Here is a 17,936-nt window from a genome sequence, read left to right as displayed (position 1 = left end):
GGTGGGCAGCTTTATTCCGGGCTATCTTGCAGGAGTTCCCTGCAAGATTTTTTTTATTTATCTTCAACCCGCTTTTTTTATACCATAGCATCATGATGGAAACACCCCGTTATCTGCAATTGAAAGAGAAATATAACCAGGCTGCTACCGAAAAGGAAAAGATCGACCTGCTTACGGACATGACGCTGGAAGTGCGCAACGACAACCCGGAAGAGGCGATGCTGATGGCTGAAGATATTATTGAACGCTCCGAAGCAATCCACTATGCCGCCGGCATCGGCAACGGCCTGAATCATAAAGGCGCCTGCTACTGGCTGATGGGGGAATACGAAGATGGGCTCGATGAGCTTACCGAGGCCTATATTATTGCCCGCGAGATCAAGGACAAGACCCTGGAAGCAAAAGTGCTCAACAATTTTGGCCGTATTTACCGCAACCTGGGCGATCTCGACAGTGCACTCAGGGATTTTGAAGCAGCGCTCGATATCAACGAGCGACTGGGCAACGAGCTGAATCTGACCATCAACCTGACCAATATCTCCAACCTGTATTACGACCTGGGCGACTACGATACGGCACTGGAATATGCGCTGAAATGCCAGCCGATCTTTGAAAAGTACGACGACAACAGCCGCCTGGTGAGCATATACAATACCCTGGGCGATATCTATTTTAAAAAGGAATATTTTGCCGAGGCCCTGAGGTATTTCCAGAAATGCCAGGAGCTTACGGAGGAAGATACGCAGGGCCGTTCACTGGCCGACAGTGGTGTGGGCAAGGTCTACTACCGGCTCAATGACTTTGACAACGCGAAGAAATACCTCGACAGGGCCTTGGTCCAGGCCAAGGAGCTCAACAATCCCGAGGCAGAGATCGTAGCCGAATTCTACAAGGGCCGGCTGTACCTGCACCAGGGCAATTTCAGGAAAGCGCTGGAATTCCTGGAGCATGCTTACGATCTTGCCAAAGATTCGCTGCGCCGGCACGACCTGATGAGCATTCACGAGTTCCTCAGCGACCTGTACGATAAGATGGGCAATATTCCCAAGGCTTTTTATCATCTGAAGGCCTATGAAAAGCTGAAGGAAGAGATCTTCCAGCAGGCCACGCTCAATAAGCTACGCAACCTGCAGATCAAAAACCAGATAGAAGTAGCCAAAAAAGAAAAAGAGGTAGCAGAGCGCACAGCCGAGCTGAAGCAGCAATTCATGGCCAATATGAGCCACGAGATCCGTACACCCATGAATGCTATTGTCGGCATTACCCGTCTGCTGCTAGACAAAGAGCCCCGTCCAGAACAGCTCAAGTACCTGAATGTGATACGGCAGTCGGCCGACAACCTGCTCGTCATCATCAACGACATCCTGGATCTGTCCAAGATCGAGGCCGGTAAGATCGTGATCGAGAAAATCGACTTCTCCATCAGGGATATGATCCAAAGCATACAGGAGATCATGCAGCTAAAGGCAGAGCAGAAAGGACTTGAGCTCCGGATCAGGGTAGACGATAAGATACCCGACCGGCTGATCGGCGACCCTACCCGTCTCAACCAGATATTGCTCAACCTCGTCGGGAATGCCGTAAAATTCACAGACAAAGGTTATATCGCCCTGCAGTGTGAAGCCACGCAAAAATGGGAAAAAGAAGTAGCCATCCAATTCCGGATAGCCGATACCGGCATCGGCATTTCCAGGGAGTACGTCGATAAGATATTCGAAAGCTTTACCCAGGCTGGTACCGATACGGCCCGCAGGTTTGGCGGCACCGGCCTCGGCCTTACCATATCCAAACAGTTGGTAGAGCTGATGCAGGGAAGCATCGAGGTGGAGAGTGAAGAGGGCCAGGGCACTGTATTTACCGTTACCATTACGCTCCAGGTAGCCAGTGAACAAACGGCAACCATCAAGCCCAGCCAGGTATCGGAAGAGGTATACGACCGGCTGAAGCACCTGTCGCTGCTCCTGGTGGAAGACAATGAATTCAACCGGCTGGTTGCGGAAGATACCCTGAAGGAATTGCTGCCCGATATCCGGATTGCCGTAGCAGAGAACGGCGCTATCGCCGTAGACAAGGTACGTACCCACGAGTACGACCTGATACTGATGGATATACAGATGCCGGTAATGAATGGCGTGGATGCTACCCGTACTATTCGCTACGAACTACCCGAAGACAAGCGGCACATTCCCATCATCGCAATGACAGCCAATGTATTGCAGGAAGATGTGCAGCGCTATCTGGATGCCGGCATGAATGCCTACATCAGCAAACCATTCCAGACAGATGATCTGCTGCTGAAGATGTCGTCTGTTATGGCCAACAAAAATCATCCGGCAACAGGCGAAACACCCACCGTTACCGGCGTAGGCAATCTGCAGGCCCTGCCCGATAAGGTGACCGACATGAGCTTCCTCAACCAGTTTACCGGCGGCAATCCCGAAAAGAAAAAGAAATATATCGGAATGTTCCTCGACAACGGGCCGAAGCTATTGGAAAAGATAAGGCTGGCGCTGCAGGATCAGGACTATGAGAGCCTGAAGGTTGCCGCCCATTCGATGAAGCCCCAGCTTTCCTACATGGGCGTAAAGGAGGAAGTCAGCAATATTTTCCTGATCGAGCAATCGGCCGGACAGACCGCTCACCAGGAAAACCTGCCGCAGCTTGTTGCCCAGCTGGAAAAGCTTTGCCTCAAGGCATTCGAAGAGCTGGGCCAGGTAATTGTGTAAGTTGGCTTTGACGAATCAAAAACTATCATTATCTTTCGCCATCCATACTAAAATCTTATTCTTTCTATGGCAAATACGACCAAACGCTACCTGTTCCTTGTTGACGACGAGCCCATTCAAAACGAGATGTTGAAAGACTACTTGAATGAGCGCTTCCTGTATGAGATCAAGATCTTTGACAATGGAGAAGAAGCGTTGCAGAATATGCACCTGAACCCCGAGATCGCGATCCTCGACTATCACCTGAGCGCGCATAACGCAACGGCCAGGAATGGTGTGGAGATACTGAAAGCGATGAAAGACCAGCATCCCGGCACCCAGGTGATCGTGCTTTCCGGACAGGATAAAATCGATGTGGCAATCGACACCATGAAATACGGCGCCTATGATTATGTGGTAAAGGGCGAAAGCGCCTTCTCGCGTATCGAAAATGTGATCAACAATGCCAGCGAGCTGCACAAAATGCGGACGATCAACAAGGGTTACCGCAATACCATTACGATGCTGAGCGTGGTAATCGGTTTAATTATCCTGGGCGCTATCTACTTCCTGGTAGTCAAGCCCAAAATGTAAACACACAAATTAATTAAGAAAGCAAAAAGCTGCCCCAGGGGCAGCTTTTTGCTTTCTTAATTATCTTTAACTGTACCGGTATAAATAAACGAAATTGTATCTGTATTGGCATTCATTTTACACCCAACTTTGTACTGCTGTGCCGGATGCCTGCCCGCAGTGATCCCTAAAAAGTGCAGCCGCAATTTATGCCTACCGTAACGACCATACCGGTTACCCGCACTACTGCAAGCCGGCTTCCGGACTTCGACCCCGACCATATCGTCTTTGGCAATAATCCCACCGATCATATGTTCACCGCCCGCTATAGCAATGGCAGCTGGGGCGAGGCACGGGTAGAACCACTGCACCAGCTTACCCTTAGCCCCCTGGCGCTATGTCTACACTACGGACAAACGGTATTTGAAGGATTGAAAGCGTACCGGCTGGAGAATGGCGACATCAGCATCTTCAGACCTTATAAACATCATAGCCGCTTCAACAAATCGCTGGATCGCCTGTGTATGCCCGAAGTACCTGAGGCTTTATTTATGGATGCGCTGCATACCCTGGTATCGCTTGACCGGGACTGGATACCCGCCCGTGCCGACAGTTCGCTGTACCTGCGCCCGTTTGTGATCGCCACCGAGCCGCGGGTAGGTGTAAAGGTATCGGACGAGTACCTTTTCATGGTTGTGGCGCTGCCCATGTCCAGCTATTATGCCGGAAACCTGAAAGTGAAGGTGGAAACAGAATTTGTACGGGCCGTCGAAGGCGGTACCGGGGCGGCCAAGTGTGGCGGGAACTATGGCGCGGCCTTCTACCCTACACAAAAAGCAAAAGAGCAAGGCTACGACCAGATACTGTGGACCGATGGCAAGCATAACGAATTTCTGGAAGAATCGGGTACTATGAACCTGATGTTCCTTATCGATGGCGTACTGATTACCCCACCGCTGGCCGGCTCCATACTTGATGGCGTTACCCGCGATTCGCTCATGGCGATCGCCCGCGAAATGGGCATTGTCGTGACAGAAAGACCATTCAGCTACCACGAGCTGGAAGCCGCGCTGTTAGCAGGCAAACAGGTGGAAGCCTTTGGTGTAGGCACCGCAGCAGTCATATCGCCTATCGAGCTCATCGGTATCGGGGCCAACCAGTACAAGCTCCCCGTTACAGACGATGCTGTGTTGTTCCAATTGAAGCGAAGGCTGCAGGATATACGCCTGGGCAGGGTTGCCGATCCCTTTGGCTGGAACGATATCATACCGGCCGGGGAATAGCAGCCGGATAAACCGATCGACTTAAAATAATAAGCGTGGGACTGTTTTGCAGTGCTGCGCTTTATTGTTTTAGGGACCGGCAACAGCAAAAGGTGAACGCGCCTGTCCGGAGCGCGTCGGCATATCTTCTTTCCCCATTTTCATTGAAGCCAGGCTCCCCTTATTCCGGCCATGCGTGAAATTGCGTAATTCCACGCATGGATTAGGGTGTCTTCACGCTTGTCGCCGCCTAAACGCGACAGTACCTTCGCTAAAGACAAGCGACTGGGGATACCAGCACGCCATTTTCACCCCAAATACGATTACTTATGAGCTCCGGAAACAAGTTCAAAATGGGTTGGATACCCGACCTGCCCGATCCAAGGGACACCCTTTTTTCAGCATCGGCAGAAACATTCAAGGCCTTACCCGGTTATATCAATCTCCGCGATCGATGCGGCCCCGTACTGGACCAGGAAACACTGGGTAGCTGCACAGCTAATGCGGCTGCCTCCGCTTTCAGGTTTGACCTGCAAAAACAAGGTGCAAAGGTCTTCGATCCATCCCGTCTCTTTATTTATTACAATACCAGGGAAGCCATGGGTACGGTGGACGAAGACAGGGGCGCAAGCTTACGGGAAACCGTCAAAAGCATGAATAAGCTTGGGGTTTGCGGCGAAAAAGCCTGGCCTTACAAGATCGATAAATTCAGCAACCGGCCTGGCGCAGCCTGCTTTAAAAGCGGACGCGACAACCAGGTGCTCCAGTATAAAAAACTGGATAATACCAGCCTGATACAGCTGAAAGGCTGCCTGGCCGAAGGCTATCCTTTTATATTCGGGTTCCGGTTATGGGATAGCTTTGGAAAAATCGGGAGCGATGGGATGATGCCTATGCCCGGCCCGGGAGAATCGCCCTCAGGCGGCCATGCCGTAATGGCGGTAGGATACGACGACATCCGCCAGGTCTTCGTTATCCGCAACAGCTGGAACGAGACCTGGGGCGATAAGGGCTATTTCTATATGCCTTACGCCTTTATCAGCGATACCGGCTACGCCCAGGACTTCTGGACCATCCGCCTGGTAGAAGAAGCACCTGTAGCTAACCAGCCGGAACTTGCCACCCTGAAAGCAGCTCCGTTAAAAGCAGCCGCCGATGTCGTATTCCGGATCAAACAGGCCTTGCTTTATGTAGCCGGCAATACGGCCTACGATCCCAACCGGCTTGAGGACAGCTACAAGCTTGAATATTTCAATTACAACGACATGCAGTGGAACGACCTGGCCCAACGGCTAACGGCGATTAAGCGAAGCGTCACTCCCGGCGCGGCAGCGATCACCCGGGCCGCCGTTTCAGATTGTACTACCGTCGGCGACTGCGTTGCCCTGGTATAACCCTTAATACAAGCCTTATGAAAAAGCATATACTATGGATCACATTCCTGCTTCATACAGCTGTTGTCCAGGCCCAAACAGATATATGGAAACAGCTGCAGATCCGCCAATCTATGGAAACAGCCGAGACACGGGAAGAGCCGGCACAGCTGCTGCTCACCCTGCCTAAAGACAAAGATGCAAGCTGGGTGATGGATATAGGTGTCGCTTATAAATTTAACACGAATGACCCGGGAAGCACTTCATTTTCCTCTAAGATCCTCTCCGAATTCCATCGCAATACGCAAACTGACAAGGAGCAGAACAATTTCCAGCTGGGCTATGGCTATTGGCTGCAGCTCATTACTGCTCCCGCAGGCAGAACCAGCTATTATCTGGAAGGCGATATCAAATATGCCTACGACGGCATGGCTATAAACCACTCCCTAATCCTGGATGCCACGGTCACACCTTATCGCGCGCCTGGCGGGAACACTGCAGGGCCATATTGGAATGCTTACGGTTATCGCAGGCATTATTCCTACTTCTTGTCGCCGCATATCGGCCTGCAGGGCCAGGAAGTGTTCAAAGCGCCGGATGGGAAGGACAGTACCGAGGGTTTGATCCTTCGTCCTTTATTTGACCTGCAGGCTGTCTTCCGGTATAACTACGAGTCCGATGTAAATAGTCCCAACCCTAATGCCACTCCCCTGCTGGAGCTTTCGCTGAAATATGTAGGGCGATATGATGTGGTCAATACCACTTCAGGAAAGGAGGATTATACAAACCTTTTTACTGCAGGCCTCAGGTACTATCCCATTAAAAGTAACGAGGTTAAGGCCTCGGTCGGTCTTTCCTACAATATAGGATCCGATCCGGCCAAAGGGCTCGCCCAGCAGTCCTATTGGCTCTTCTCCATTAACCTGAGCAAATAGATACCGGCCGGGAGCGGGGCGCAGCCTCCCTTAGACCGGGATAATATTACGCCGGTCTTCGGTTGCTCAGTCGGTGGGAACTGCTAACCTGGGTGATATGCTTGTAGCCGGCAATAAAAAATATAAGCCGCTTTATAAACATTTCGGGCGCCTTTGTAAAAGCAGGTCTGCTGACTATGGATGGATGTCCTAGTTTCGATGCTTTGTTTAACCAAAATTTTTACCCGATGAAAAAGAAAGTTCTCAGCAAGAAGCTCAGCCTCAACAAGAAAGTGATTACTTCTATGGATGCCAAATCCCAGGCAGCGCTTAAAGGTGGTAAGACCACTACCGCTCACGGTCCTACAGAAGAACGTATATGCTATAGCGGAACAGGTTATTGTGTTGAAACAGAAAATTGCGCTTGATTTTTCCAGTATAATTTCTAATCAGGAATGTTGTTAAAAAAACAACATTCCTGATTTTTTTATAGCTCCGGTTAAACGATCAGGCGCCTAAAATTCGGCAATAGTACAATGCACTTCCGGTGAGGTGGGGCACATATTGCTGGTAGTCGGACAACCATCTGTATTCTTGACAAAACAGACACCCAGCGTACATTGCAGCTGAAAGGTAGGACTTGTGGTAGGGCAGCCTACTGCTATCGACTGACAAGTCGCCGATCCGCCCATTATGTGGCCTGCGCTGTCGCCGGCCAGGGAGGTGATGATCTTTTTCTTTAAATGCAGTTTTGCTGAGCGGTTTATCTTTTTCATATAAAGAGTGTTTGAATTCGTGAAATTACAGCTCAGTAACCATACAAAAAATAGATGTAAACCTTGATTGTGCTGCTTGGCCCAGGGCTCGGCCGAATTATGAGAGATGGTGCAGGTATGAGAAAAGCCGCATGAAGCGGCTTAAGAAAGATTAGTGTAGTTCTACCAGGATTCGAACCTAGACTAACTGAACCAAAATCAGTTGTGCTACCTTTACACCATAGAACTAACTCCCTTGCGGGGTGCAAAAGTAATCAATAATTTTTAACACCAAAAAAAATCGGTGAAAAAAAATTGAAGATTTTTTTATTGCCATACAAATTTATACAGCACTACCAGCACCCCAATAAGGATCATGCTCATCAATATTCCCCTCACCGTAAGGTATTGCTTCCGGTTCAGGAAAAAATAGAAAGGGGCGAGGTTGGCGATCATCGATAGCGAAAGAGCCTTGGATGCCGTGCTCATCATGATCGGGCTGCTGATCGCCGTAAACATTTGCAGATACTTACTGAAGCTGATATCGCGCGACCAGATAAAATACAGCAGAATAAGCCCCAGGGCCGGGAACAGCAGCCCGATCAGCAGGCCGAAGACCGCGGTATCGGGGCCCACCTTCTTTTTGTAGGGACGTGAGCCCGTAGGCGAGGCAGGATTAGGTATGCTCATAAGATTTCTTCGTTTGTAGAGATCACGGCTTTCGCCGTAAGACCTCTTATCGCTTCATGGCTTTTTCAATTTCTTCTACGGTAATGGGTATCCCTTTGAACAAATCTTTGCTGCCGTTCTTGGTGAGCCAGTAATTGTTCTCGATGCGGATGCCCATTTGCTCTTCTTCGATATAGATGCCCGGTTCGATAGTGAACAGCATACCCTCTTTTACGGGCTGGTTGCGCGTGCCCACATCGTGCACATCGAGGCCCAGGTGATGCCCGATGCCATGATAAAAATATTTGCGGTAAGCTGGATTGGCCGGATCCTGGTTCTTAATGTCGGCTTTGGAGATCAGACCGATGTCCATCAGCTGCTTTTCCATTTCCTTATTCACTTTATCAATGTACTCGGCGTAATTGATACCTGGCTTCAATATGGCTTTGCAAAAATTGTGCACGTTAAGACAGGCATTATACACTTCCTTCTGCCGCTTGGAGAACTTGCCGTTCACCGGTATCGTGCGGGTAAGGTCGGCATTATAATTGCCGTATTCGGCGCCGAAGTCCATCAGCAGCAGCTCACCGCTCTTACACTCCTGGTTGTTGTCCACATAGTGCAGGGTACGGGCCCTGTCGCCGCTGGCCACTATAGCGCCATAAGCATGCCGTGTGGCCCTGTTGCGCAGAAATTCGTGTGTGATCTCGGCCTCTATCTCGTATTCCATCACCCCTGGTGCTACAAACTGGCATACCCGCAGAAAAGCCTTATGCGTGATATCAACAGCCTGTTGGGCCACTTCTATTTCTTCTTTGGTCTTGATCGCCCGTACTTCCTTGACGATCCGGGCTGCCCGTTCGTAACGGTGCAGCGGGAACTGGCGCATGAAGTCGTGTACAAACAGCAGGTCGGTACGCAGCACAGCGCCGCGACGGTCATTCTCATTGGTATCGAGATAGACGATGTCGGCATAATGCATCCACAGCTGGATCTGGTCCTCGATGCTGTCGACAAACTGCACGTTAGCGATACCGCTGATGGCGGTCGCTTCCTCCTTGCGCAGCAAGTGACCATTCCATTTTTCCAGCAGCTCATTGGGGCGCTGGATCACCAATACTTCTTTTGCTTTCGGATCGGGATTATCGGGATACAGGATCACCATGGTCTTTTCCTGTACCACGCCGGAAAGCCACACCACATCCGAGTTGGCTTTGTAAGCATATACCGCATCGCCGTTCTCGGCCACTACGGGGTTGGCCTGGAATATCGCGATGGCGTTGGATTTCATCTGTTTGGCAAACCGCTCGCGGTTCTGCCGGTATAATTCGGGATTAATGGGCTCGTATTTCATTATATCGAAGAAAATAAGCAGCAAAGTAAGCAAAAAAAGAAGAATGCGCTGCGCAGGGACCATAATTACCCCTTATAGGGTCAGTGCGGTGAACACGTTTCAAATGGGCCGGATCGAATACCTTTGCATTATGGCCGGCATCTACCTCCACATTCCTTTCTGCAAACAAGCCTGTAACTATTGCAATTTTCATTTTTCCACTTCGTTGCGATTGAAGACCGAAATGATCGATGCCCTGCAACGGGAAATGATCCTGCAGCAACATTACCTGGAGGGGCAGACCATCGAGACGGTCTATTTTGGCGGCGGTACCCCATCCCTGCTGTCGGCCGCTGAGCTGATGCGGCTATGGGAAAGCCTCGAAAAGCATTTTCCGCGGCAGGAGCTTAAGGAAATCACCCTGGAAGCCAATCCCGACGACCTGAGCCCGGCTTTCCTGCGCGAGATGCGCACCACCCCTGTCAACCGGCTTAGCATAGGTATCCAGTCTTTCCACGATAAAGACCTCCGTTATATGAACCGGGCGCACACAGCAGCTGAGGCAGACTATGCGGTCAAAGCGGCCCAGGACGCAGGACTGGAGAACATCAGCATAGACCTGATCTACGGCACGCCTACCATGACCGATAAAGAATGGCAGGAGAACATAGCGACCGCCGTCGGCTTGCAGGTATACCACATCTCTTCTTATGCGCTTACCGTAGAGCCCCGTACCGCCCTGGCACATGCCATCGCCAAAGGCAGGACTAAGGAACCGGACAACAGCCAGACCGCGGCGCAGTTTGAGCAGCTGATGGAACGACTGGGGGGCGCGGGCTACGAGCATTATGAGATCTCTAATTTTGCCCTGCCGGGAAAATATGCAATGCATAACACCAATTACTGGAGCGGCAGGCATTACCTGGGGCTAGGACCATCGGCGCATTCTTTCAATGCTGAAAGTCGCCAATGGAATGTCGCCAACAACCAGGCTTATCTCAAAAGCATCCTTACAGAAGGGAAAGTACCCTTTGAAAAAGAAACGCTTAGCCCCGAAGACCGCTTCAACGAATACCTGATGACCTCGCTACGCACCATGTGGGGCGCCGATCTTGGCCATATCGCGTCCGTATTCGGTGACGGTGTGCGTACACAGTTGCTCGCCGAAAGCGAACCCTTTCTCGATAAAGGCTGGATGAGGATCGAACAGGAAAAAATGATCCTGACCACTGCCGGCAAACTTTTTGCCGATGGTATTGCTGCTGACCTGTTCCGGGGGGTGGCATAAAAAAGCGTGCGCCGGCTGCGGCGCACGCTTCGTATTTTTATAGAGCAGATTAAAACAGATCGCAGGTTTCTACGGTATGAATGCCACCGTTATCATAAGTGCCGGAAGCAGCCTGACAGGCGCTCCGTGCGTTTTTCTTGGTATCGGTAATGGGATATTCCCGTGTATCGCCCTGGGGAAGGCCTGGCACACCGGTATAGGTCATTTTGCACTGACAGGTATACTTCCTGGTACAGGAGGTTGTTCCTGCCAATAATACCAACACTGCCGATGCCCATAAAAGAGAAGTAAAACGTTGCTTCATTGCTGTAAAGTTTACAAGAGATTTTCCAAAGATAATTAACGCAAATTATATTTCCAATGCCGGTGGCATAGTATTCCGGCCGTTACTCCTGCAATACCTGCTTTTTGCGCCAGCGCTCCGCCGTTCGTCCGATCCACCAGAAAGAAAAGGCCAGGATCGCGAAAAATAGTCCTTTGTTGGTCTTATCCCAGAAATATTCGAAATAGCGGGTATAGATATTGATCAGGAAAAAGATGAGGCAAATATCCCTGAGGAAGGCATCTTTCCTGCGGAAAGCATAAACGATAAGGCCCAGCAGCATCAGCGAAAAAGCCAGGGCCCAGACCCATAGCCGCCCCTGCCGTATCTGTAGCCATACATCAAAATTGCTGCTGTTGCCCAGTATGGAAAGGCTCCAGGCCGCTACCAGGAAGAAGACCCAGCCCATGATGCGCGTAATACGGGCAAAAGACATCAGCACCGGAACCCTTTGTACCAGCTGTTGCAGCAACAGGATGAGCGCACCGAACAGCGACATGCGCAGGGCATAATTCATCTGCAGGAAATAATCGTTGCCATGGCTCCAGTAATAGGTTTGCGCTCCCCACCAACCGGCAAGAGCCAGCAACAACGTCGCCCATAACAGCTGGGAGCGCAGGAACACAGCGATACTGCCATACAATAATGCCGCCACCAGCAATATAGGGGCATAATTGCCGTTCTGATAACCGATACTACGACCTATATATGCCATGCCTACTGCCAGACCCAGCACAATAGTAATGTTGAAAGCCTCGTTGGCCGCATAGAGACCAGGCTTCCGGCAACGGCGGCGGTAGCTGAGGTACACCAGGGCGGCGCTAAGCAAGATAAAACAGATACCCACAATAACTTCTGAAAAACCGAAGCGCCGGCGCACCAGCTCGATCCATTTCTCATCCATCACCAGGGCGCCAAAAGCCAGGAGGCCACAGGAGACGCAGGCGATGAGCGCATAAATAGATAAAATATTGCTATCGCTGTCTTCGAGCGCATAGCTCTCTTTCATCTTCACCGCGGTAGGCTCATCCACAATACCTTGCTCGCGCCAGTGCACAATGGCTTTTTCGATCAGCTCCGCTTCCCTTTTGTCTACTTGCATCGGTTAAAAATAACTATTTTCGTGCTATTAAACGCTCCTGATAAAATAAAGCGATCGCTTACGAAGCCGCTCCGATGCGCTTCTTAGCCGGCACAGCTGCCCGGCAGGTTAATTTATTTCCCATTCTCAAAAGCGTTTTTTTATGAATAACCGTCTTATCGCCGTCATCGGCGGCGCCGGCAAGTCCGGACAATACCTGGTGCAGGAACTATTGCGGCAGGGTTATCCCCTCCGTTTATTACACCGTCATCCCGGAAACCTGCCTCCTTTCCCTGCTTCCATACAGGTACTTAAAGGCGATGCCCGCAACGCAGCAGACATTGCCCGGCTGCTGGAAGGTTGCAGCGCCGTGATCAGCACTCTGGGGCAGCCGGCCAACGAGCCGCCCATTTTCAGCACAGCTACACATCATGTGCTGGAGACCATGGCGCAACATAGTATAGGCCGCTATATCGTTACCACCGGCCTTAGCGTCGATACTCCCCAGGACCGTAAAAGCCCCTGGGTGCAGGAAGCCGGCGCGTGGATGCACGCCCACTACGCGGCTACCACGACCGACAAGCAAGCCGAGTACACTATGTTACAGGCCAGCGTGCTCAACTGGACACTGGTGCGGCTTCCCCGCATTATCCTTACCCATGAGGCAAAAGAAATACAGGTCAGCACGATCGATTGCCCCGGGCAACAGGTCCATGCCTGCGATCTGGCAAACTTTCTAGCCAGTCAGTTGCTGCAAGCGCAATATCATCGGGCGGCCCCCTTCATTGCCAGCCTGTAATCCAACAAGCGGCCCTCCGGGGTCGCTTGCTAAACGTCTAAATTTGTACTTTTACGTCCTCAAAAAAAAGATACATGAGCACGATCCTTACCCGTACAGAAAATAACGTCGCGTATATCATCTTCAACCGCCCCGACAAATTCAACAGCTTTAACCGCGAAATGGCCCTGGCGCTGCAACAGGAGCTGGATCGCTGCGCTGCCGACGAATCGGTGCGCGCCGTTTACCTCAGCGCCGAAGGCAAAGCCTTCTGCGCTGGACAGGACCTTGCCGAAGCCGTAGACCCGGCCGGCCCCGAACTACGCGCTATCGTACGCGATCATTATAACCCCATCATAGAGCGTATCCGCAATATGGAGAAGCCTGTGGTGGCTGCAGTGAACGGCGTAGCCGCCGGCGCCGGCGCCAACATTGCGCTGGCCTGCGACATTGTGGTTGCCAAAGAAAGCGCCGCGTTCATCCAGGCTTTCAGCAAAATAGGACTGATCCCCGACAGCGGCGGCACCTGGCTCCTACCCCGCCTCATTGGCTTCCAGCGGGCATCAGCCCTCATGATGACGGGCGATAAAGTAATGGCGACAGAAGCAATGAACATGGGCATGATCTATAAAGCGTTTGCCGATGATAGCTTCGAAGCAGAAAGTAAAAAGATAGCGGAGCAGCTCGCAAAGATGCCGACAAAAGCCCTGGCCTATACCAAGGCAGCGCTGAATCAGAGCTACAGCCATTCCCTTACGGAGCAGCTGCAGGTGGAAGAGGAATACCAGGCGACATGCGCCAATACCGCCGACTTTAATGAAGGCATCGCCGCTTTCCTGGAAAAACGGCCACCGGTTTTCAAAGGAAAATAAGGAAATATTTTTTAATGACCATCCGCGTATAGGAACCCAGCCCAAAAGATAGGAACAAAGAAAAAATGATCCTTTGGGTAATTATTAAAACGTTGACCTATGGTCATATGCCCTGCAATGCTGAATTAAAGTTGCTATCTGTTTTAAGCCGGCGTGCGCTGGCCACAAAAAAACAGCGGAGCATTGTTTTTTTGCAGCCTTTTTTCTTTCTTTTTTGGCGGAGCAAAAAAGAAAAGATATCCGTATAGTCGCTATTTTTTTACAACAACAGGGCTTGCAGCAACAGGCAGGCCCTGTTGTTCATAAATGCAGCGCCGCACCCTTAGCCTATTTTGCCTTGAAATAACCTTTGGTCTGCTTCATACGTACGTTCCCGTTCTCGGCCCGGATATCGTATAATTCGTGAAAGATCCCGTCGCCGGCCTCGAAGCCCAGCAGGCAGTGGTAATCGCCTTCTGCCTTTTGCAATACTGGTTTCAGCACCACACCGGGCGTCCATTCGGGCAACATGATATCGGTCTCGTTAATATTAAAGCCATACTCCAGCTTCAGCTTGAAATTACCTTCGGGGCTGGCTTCGGTGGCGATAACCGTAATGCGGAAATATTTTTCGTTTAGATTATCCTCTTTGACCCGTTCCTTGTATTGTGCTACCTGGGCGCCGGTGGCCGGTGGCTGCCATTGTTGCACGGTCGCAGGCGCTTTTGACGTGGCAGGATCAGTTTTGGTACCGGAACAAGCTGCCAGTAGCAGCAAAGAAAAAAACAACACGAAACGGTAAAACATAACGAAGGAACTGGAATTATTTCTGCAAAGAAAATTATTTTTACCATTCCAAAAGGATTACCTTTTACAATTAGCTATGACGAACCAGGGAATTATTCCGCCGTATCTGCAGCCCGGCGACACGATAGGCATTACCTGTCCTTCCGGATACCTCCCTGCGGCACGTACTGTGCAGGCCAGGAAAACCCTGGAAGACTGGGGATTTAACGTAGTGGTGGGCAGCACGGTTGGCAGCGGTCATTATTATTTTTCCGACAACGACGACCGCAGGCTGTACGATCTGCAGACCATGCTGGACAATCCTGAGGTAAAGGCCATATTGATGGGACGCGGTGGCTATGGCCTCAGCCGCATTATAGACCAGGTAGATTTTACAGCCTTCTGCCGGCATCCCAAATGGATATGTGGCTTCAGCGATATTACCGTATTACACAGCCATATCCAGGCCCGCTACGGTATCGCCACCCTGCACGGCCCTATGTGTGGCGCTTTCAAGGAGGATACTGTCGACAGCCCGGGAATACTTTCGGTGCTGCAGTCATGGACAGGGCAGCCCTTCAGCTATCCGGCAACTCCCAATGAGCACAATCGCAACGGCAGGGCCGAAGGGATTGTCGTCGGCGGCAACCTGGCCATACTGGCTCACCTCTCGGGATCGGTATCGCAGATCGATACCCGGGATAAGATCCTTTTTATAGAAGACATTGGCGAATACCTGTATAACATTGACCGCATGCTGCTCAACCTGAAGCGCAGCGGCATGCTGACCGGCCTGAAGGGGCTTGTTTGCGGCGGTTTCACCGATATGAAAGATACGGAAAGGCCTTTCGGGCAAAATATTTATGAGATCGTCCGGGAAAAGGTAGCGGGATACGACTATCCCGTATGCTTCGATTTCCCGGCCGGCCACCAGGATATCAATTACAGCCTGGCACTGGGCACGGCTCATGTGCTGGAAGTATCGGACAACCGTGTCAGCCTGAGTGCCAAAAGCAGGTTGGATGCAAGTGTAACCTTCGCTGATTGATTTTCCTTATGAATAGATTAAACATCCAATCGTTGTATCTACAGTTATTTCTTAACTTTGCAAAAAATCAAAGCATCATCGAACACATGAGAAAATTGACTTTAACCGCAGCAGCAGCTGCCTTGTTATTTGCAGCCACGTCCTGCAACAACGCTACTTCCGATACGGCCAAGACCGACACCGCTAAAACGGCGGCTGTAGCCACCGGCAAAGAATATGCTGCCGACGTTGCTACTACCGTGATCAAATGGCGCGGCGTACACAAGGGCGGTATGAATCCCCGCTACGGCACCCTCAACATTACCAACGGCTCCGTTTCTGTAGACAACGGCAAAGTTACCGGCGGTTCTTTTGAAGTAGACCTGAACACATTGAAGGTAGACAGCGCTTCAGTAGGCGCCAGCGAAGGCAAAAAGCCTGCGGACCTGGAAGGCCACCTGAAAAGCCCCGACTTCTTTGATGTAGCCAAACATCCTACAGCTAAGTTTGTGATCACTGGTGTAGATGCATTTGACGCCGCCAAAGACCAAAGCTTGCTGGCAGGCGCTACCAATATAGTGAGCGGTAACCTGACGTTGAAAGACAGCACACTGAACATTAAATTCCCTGCCAAGATCACTGTAGCCGACAACGGCGTTACGGTTGAAGCTAAATTCACCGTGGACAGGACCTCATGGGGCTTAAATTATAAAGCTGAGGGCGACCCTGCCAACTGGCTCATCAGCAAAGATTTTGAACTGGACATCAACCTAAAGGCCGTTCAAAAATAGCTTTTTCATGGCTGTAAGTTTTAGAGGAAAGAGCCCGCTGTTCTCAGCGGGCTTATTTTATTTTTCCCCTTGGCCATTTTATACACCAATCACCTCTTTCATAGGAAAAAACTATAGTCTGCCTGCCGCCTTTAGCCCAAACAGGCGTACATTTGCCGCCAGGCAAGCCCAAAAAATAACATCCATATGGAATCTAACCAGCAATTTCCGGAAAGCCTTATCGAACAGGTAAAACAGGATCCGGAACTACAGCAGATAGCAGAAAAAGTGATCAGGGAAGAACGTATTACAGAAGCAGAAGGGCTGGCGCTTTTTGAACGCGGGGAGCTGAATTTCCTGGGTGCGCTGGCCAATTTTGTAAGGGAACGCCGGCATGGCAACAAGACCTATTTCAACCGCAACTTCCATATAGAACCGACCAATGTCTGCATTTTTACCTGTGGCTTCTGTTCTTATTCCCGCACCTACAAGCATAAGGAAGACGGCTGGGAACTTAGCCTGGAACAGATGATGGACATCGTGCGTAAGTACGATGGCGAGCCGGTAACAGAAGTGCATATCGTGGGCGGCGTGCACCCCAAAATGAACCTTCAGTTTTTCTGTGACCTGCTCGAGCGTATCAAGGCGCATCGCCCCGAGCTACACCGCAAAGGATTTACTGCTGTTGAGCTGGACTACATGATCAGGAAAGCTAAGCTGAGCATAGAGGAAGGTATGGCCAAGCTGAAGGAGGCTGGTCTGCAATCGCTACCCGGTGGCGGCGCCGAGATATTTGATCAGGCCATACGCGACGAGATATGCCCCGATAAAGTAGATGCCGACGGTTGGCTGCACATTCATGAAACGGCGCATAACCTGGGCATGCACAGTAATGCAACTATGCTGTATGGCCATATTGAGACCTACGCCCAGCGCATCGATCATATGAGCCGCCTGCGTACCCTCCAGGATAAGACCGGCGGCTTTAATTGCTTTATCCCGCTTAAGTTCCGCAATAAGGACAATGATATGGGCCACCTGCCCGAGTCATCCATCGTAGAGGATCTCAAGCTGTACGCGGTAGCACGCATCTTCATAGACAATATCGCGAACCTGAAAGCCTACTGGCCTATGCTGGGCCGCCAGACAGCCCAGCTTACACTGGACTATGGCGTAAACGACCTGGACGGCACTATCGACGATACGACAAAGATCTATTCGATGGCCGGCAGCGAGGAACAGGTTCCTGCTATGAGCACAGAGCAATTATGTGAGTTGATCCGCTCTGTAAAACGGCTCCCGGTTGAGCGGGATACCCTGTACAACGAGATCCATGTGTACGAGGAAGAGCCCGCATAAGCGCTCCCGGGGAACGTTAAGTTTACGATAAAAAACGTAAATCAGCGCCAGGAAAGTTTATATTTCACAATAATTGCTATTTTTGAAATA

The 17,936-nt window shown here is 50.8% G+C and carries 18 protein-coding genes and 1 tRNA gene; 12 read left to right on the top strand and 7 right to left on the bottom strand.

Annotation, left to right across the window (positions count from 1 at the left end; all coding sequences use genetic code 11):
• Positions 1-92: 92 nt before the first annotated feature.
• The 6 genes from DZK30_RS01665 to DZK30_RS01640 all read left to right on the top strand — a co-directional run bounded on the left by DZK30_RS01665 (position 93) and on the right by DZK30_RS01640 (position 7,255).
• Positions 93-2,726, top strand: coding sequence for a tetratricopeptide repeat protein (locus DZK30_RS01665; RefSeq protein ID WP_118972343.1), 2,634 nt, complete (start codon positions 93-95; stop codon positions 2,724-2,726).
• Between the two features lie 66 nt (positions 2,727-2,792).
• Entirely contained in the window at positions 2,793-3,299 is a 507-nt protein-coding gene (locus DZK30_RS01660) for a response regulator (RefSeq protein WP_118972342.1), read from the top strand.
• A gap of 188 nt (positions 3,300-3,487) precedes the next feature.
• Positions 3,488-4,561, top strand: a complete 1,074-nt coding sequence (locus tag DZK30_RS01655) for a branched-chain amino acid aminotransferase (protein ID WP_118973366.1) — start codon at positions 3,488-3,490, stop codon at positions 4,559-4,561.
• Positions 4,562-4,869: 308 nt separating this feature from the next.
• A complete protein-coding gene (locus DZK30_RS01650) occupies positions 4,870-5,934 on the top strand; it encodes a C1 family peptidase (RefSeq protein WP_118972341.1) in 1,065 nt (354 codons plus the stop codon).
• A 17-nt stretch (positions 5,935-5,951) separates the two neighbouring features.
• The gene (locus tag DZK30_RS01645; RefSeq protein ID WP_118972340.1) at positions 5,952-6,848 is read left to right on the top strand and encodes a hypothetical protein; all 897 of its coding nucleotides are present in this window, start codon (positions 5,952-5,954) and stop codon (positions 6,846-6,848) included.
• Positions 6,849-7,075: 227 nt separating this feature from the next.
• Positions 7,076-7,255: a class I lanthipeptide gene (locus tag DZK30_RS01640; protein WP_162902747.1), complete on the top strand. Its 180-nt coding sequence runs from the start codon at positions 7,076-7,078 to the stop codon at positions 7,253-7,255.
• 87 nt (positions 7,256-7,342) lie between these two features.
• Here DZK30_RS01640 and DZK30_RS01635 read toward each other — a convergent pair whose 3' ends face one another.
• The 4 genes from DZK30_RS01635 to DZK30_RS01620 all read right to left on the bottom strand — a co-directional run bounded on the left by DZK30_RS01635 (position 7,343) and on the right by DZK30_RS01620 (position 9,605).
• Entirely contained in the window at positions 7,343-7,603 is a 261-nt protein-coding gene (locus DZK30_RS01635) for a hypothetical protein (protein ID WP_118972338.1), read from the bottom strand.
• A 157-nt stretch (positions 7,604-7,760) separates the two neighbouring features.
• Positions 7,761-7,831 (bottom strand) — tRNA-Gln (locus tag DZK30_RS01630).
• Between the two features lie 78 nt (positions 7,832-7,909).
• Entirely contained in the window at positions 7,910-8,272 is a 363-nt protein-coding gene (locus DZK30_RS01625) for a hypothetical protein (RefSeq protein WP_118972337.1), read from the bottom strand.
• A gap of 46 nt (positions 8,273-8,318) precedes the next feature.
• The gene (locus DZK30_RS01620; protein WP_118973365.1) at positions 8,319-9,605 is read right to left on the bottom strand and encodes an aminopeptidase P family protein; all 1,287 of its coding nucleotides are present in this window, start codon (positions 9,603-9,605) and stop codon (positions 8,319-8,321) included.
• A 130-nt stretch (positions 9,606-9,735) separates the two neighbouring features.
• Between DZK30_RS01620 and hemW the strand changes: the two genes are divergently transcribed.
• Complete coding sequence (gene hemW, locus DZK30_RS01615) at positions 9,736-10,872, top strand: radical SAM family heme chaperone HemW (protein WP_118972336.1); 1,137 nt, start codon at positions 9,736-9,738, stop codon at positions 10,870-10,872.
• A gap of 49 nt (positions 10,873-10,921) precedes the next feature.
• Here hemW and DZK30_RS01610 read toward each other — a convergent pair whose 3' ends face one another.
• Complete coding sequence (locus DZK30_RS01610; RefSeq protein ID WP_118972335.1) at positions 10,922-11,176, bottom strand: hypothetical protein; 255 nt, start codon at positions 11,174-11,176, stop codon at positions 10,922-10,924.
• A gap of 82 nt (positions 11,177-11,258) precedes the next feature.
• Positions 11,259-12,296 carry a hypothetical protein gene (locus DZK30_RS01605; RefSeq protein WP_118972334.1) on the bottom strand — a complete coding sequence of 346 codons (1,038 nt, stop codon included), beginning with the start codon at positions 12,294-12,296 and terminating at the stop codon, positions 11,259-11,261.
• A 142-nt stretch (positions 12,297-12,438) separates the two neighbouring features.
• On the opposite strand from DZK30_RS01605, the gene DZK30_RS01600 reads away from it, so the two are divergent.
• Together DZK30_RS01600 and DZK30_RS01595 are read left to right on the top strand one after the other, a co-directional pair.
• Positions 12,439-13,074 (top strand): NAD(P)-dependent oxidoreductase, encoded by a 636-nt coding sequence (locus DZK30_RS01600; protein ID WP_118972333.1) that lies wholly within the window; start codon positions 12,439-12,441, stop codon positions 13,072-13,074.
• 74 nt (positions 13,075-13,148) lie between these two features.
• A complete protein-coding gene (locus DZK30_RS01595; protein WP_118972332.1) occupies positions 13,149-13,925 on the top strand; it encodes an enoyl-CoA hydratase-related protein in 777 nt (258 codons plus the stop codon).
• 327 nt (positions 13,926-14,252) lie between these two features.
• On the opposite strand, the gene DZK30_RS01590 is transcribed toward DZK30_RS01595, so the two are convergent.
• Complete coding sequence (locus DZK30_RS01590; protein ID WP_118972331.1) at positions 14,253-14,711, bottom strand: hypothetical protein; 459 nt, start codon at positions 14,709-14,711, stop codon at positions 14,253-14,255.
• A gap of 76 nt (positions 14,712-14,787) precedes the next feature.
• Here DZK30_RS01590 and DZK30_RS01585 point away from each other — a divergent pair, with 76 nt between their 5' ends.
• From DZK30_RS01585 to mqnE, 3 genes are all read left to right on the top strand, one after another.
• On the top strand, positions 14,788-15,738 hold the full coding sequence (locus tag DZK30_RS01585) for a S66 peptidase family protein (protein WP_118972330.1): 951 nt from the start codon (positions 14,788-14,790) through the stop codon (positions 15,736-15,738).
• Positions 15,739-15,824: 86 nt separating this feature from the next.
• Positions 15,825-16,508 carry a YceI family protein gene (locus tag DZK30_RS01580; RefSeq protein ID WP_118972329.1) on the top strand — a complete coding sequence of 228 codons (684 nt, stop codon included), beginning with the start codon at positions 15,825-15,827 and terminating at the stop codon, positions 16,506-16,508.
• Positions 16,509-16,694: 186 nt separating this feature from the next.
• Positions 16,695-17,846, top strand: a complete 1,152-nt coding sequence (gene mqnE, locus DZK30_RS01575) for an aminofutalosine synthase MqnE (protein WP_118972328.1) — start codon at positions 16,695-16,697, stop codon at positions 17,844-17,846.
• Positions 17,847-17,936: the final 90 nt, after the last annotated feature.

The sequence above is a fragment of the Taibaiella koreensis genome, from assembly GCF_003545715.1.
Lineage (GTDB): Bacteria > Bacteroidota > Bacteroidia > Chitinophagales > Chitinophagaceae > Taibaiella > Taibaiella koreensis.
Note: the sequence above shows the minus strand (reverse complement) of the source record. Positions and strands in the feature narration are given on the sequence as shown.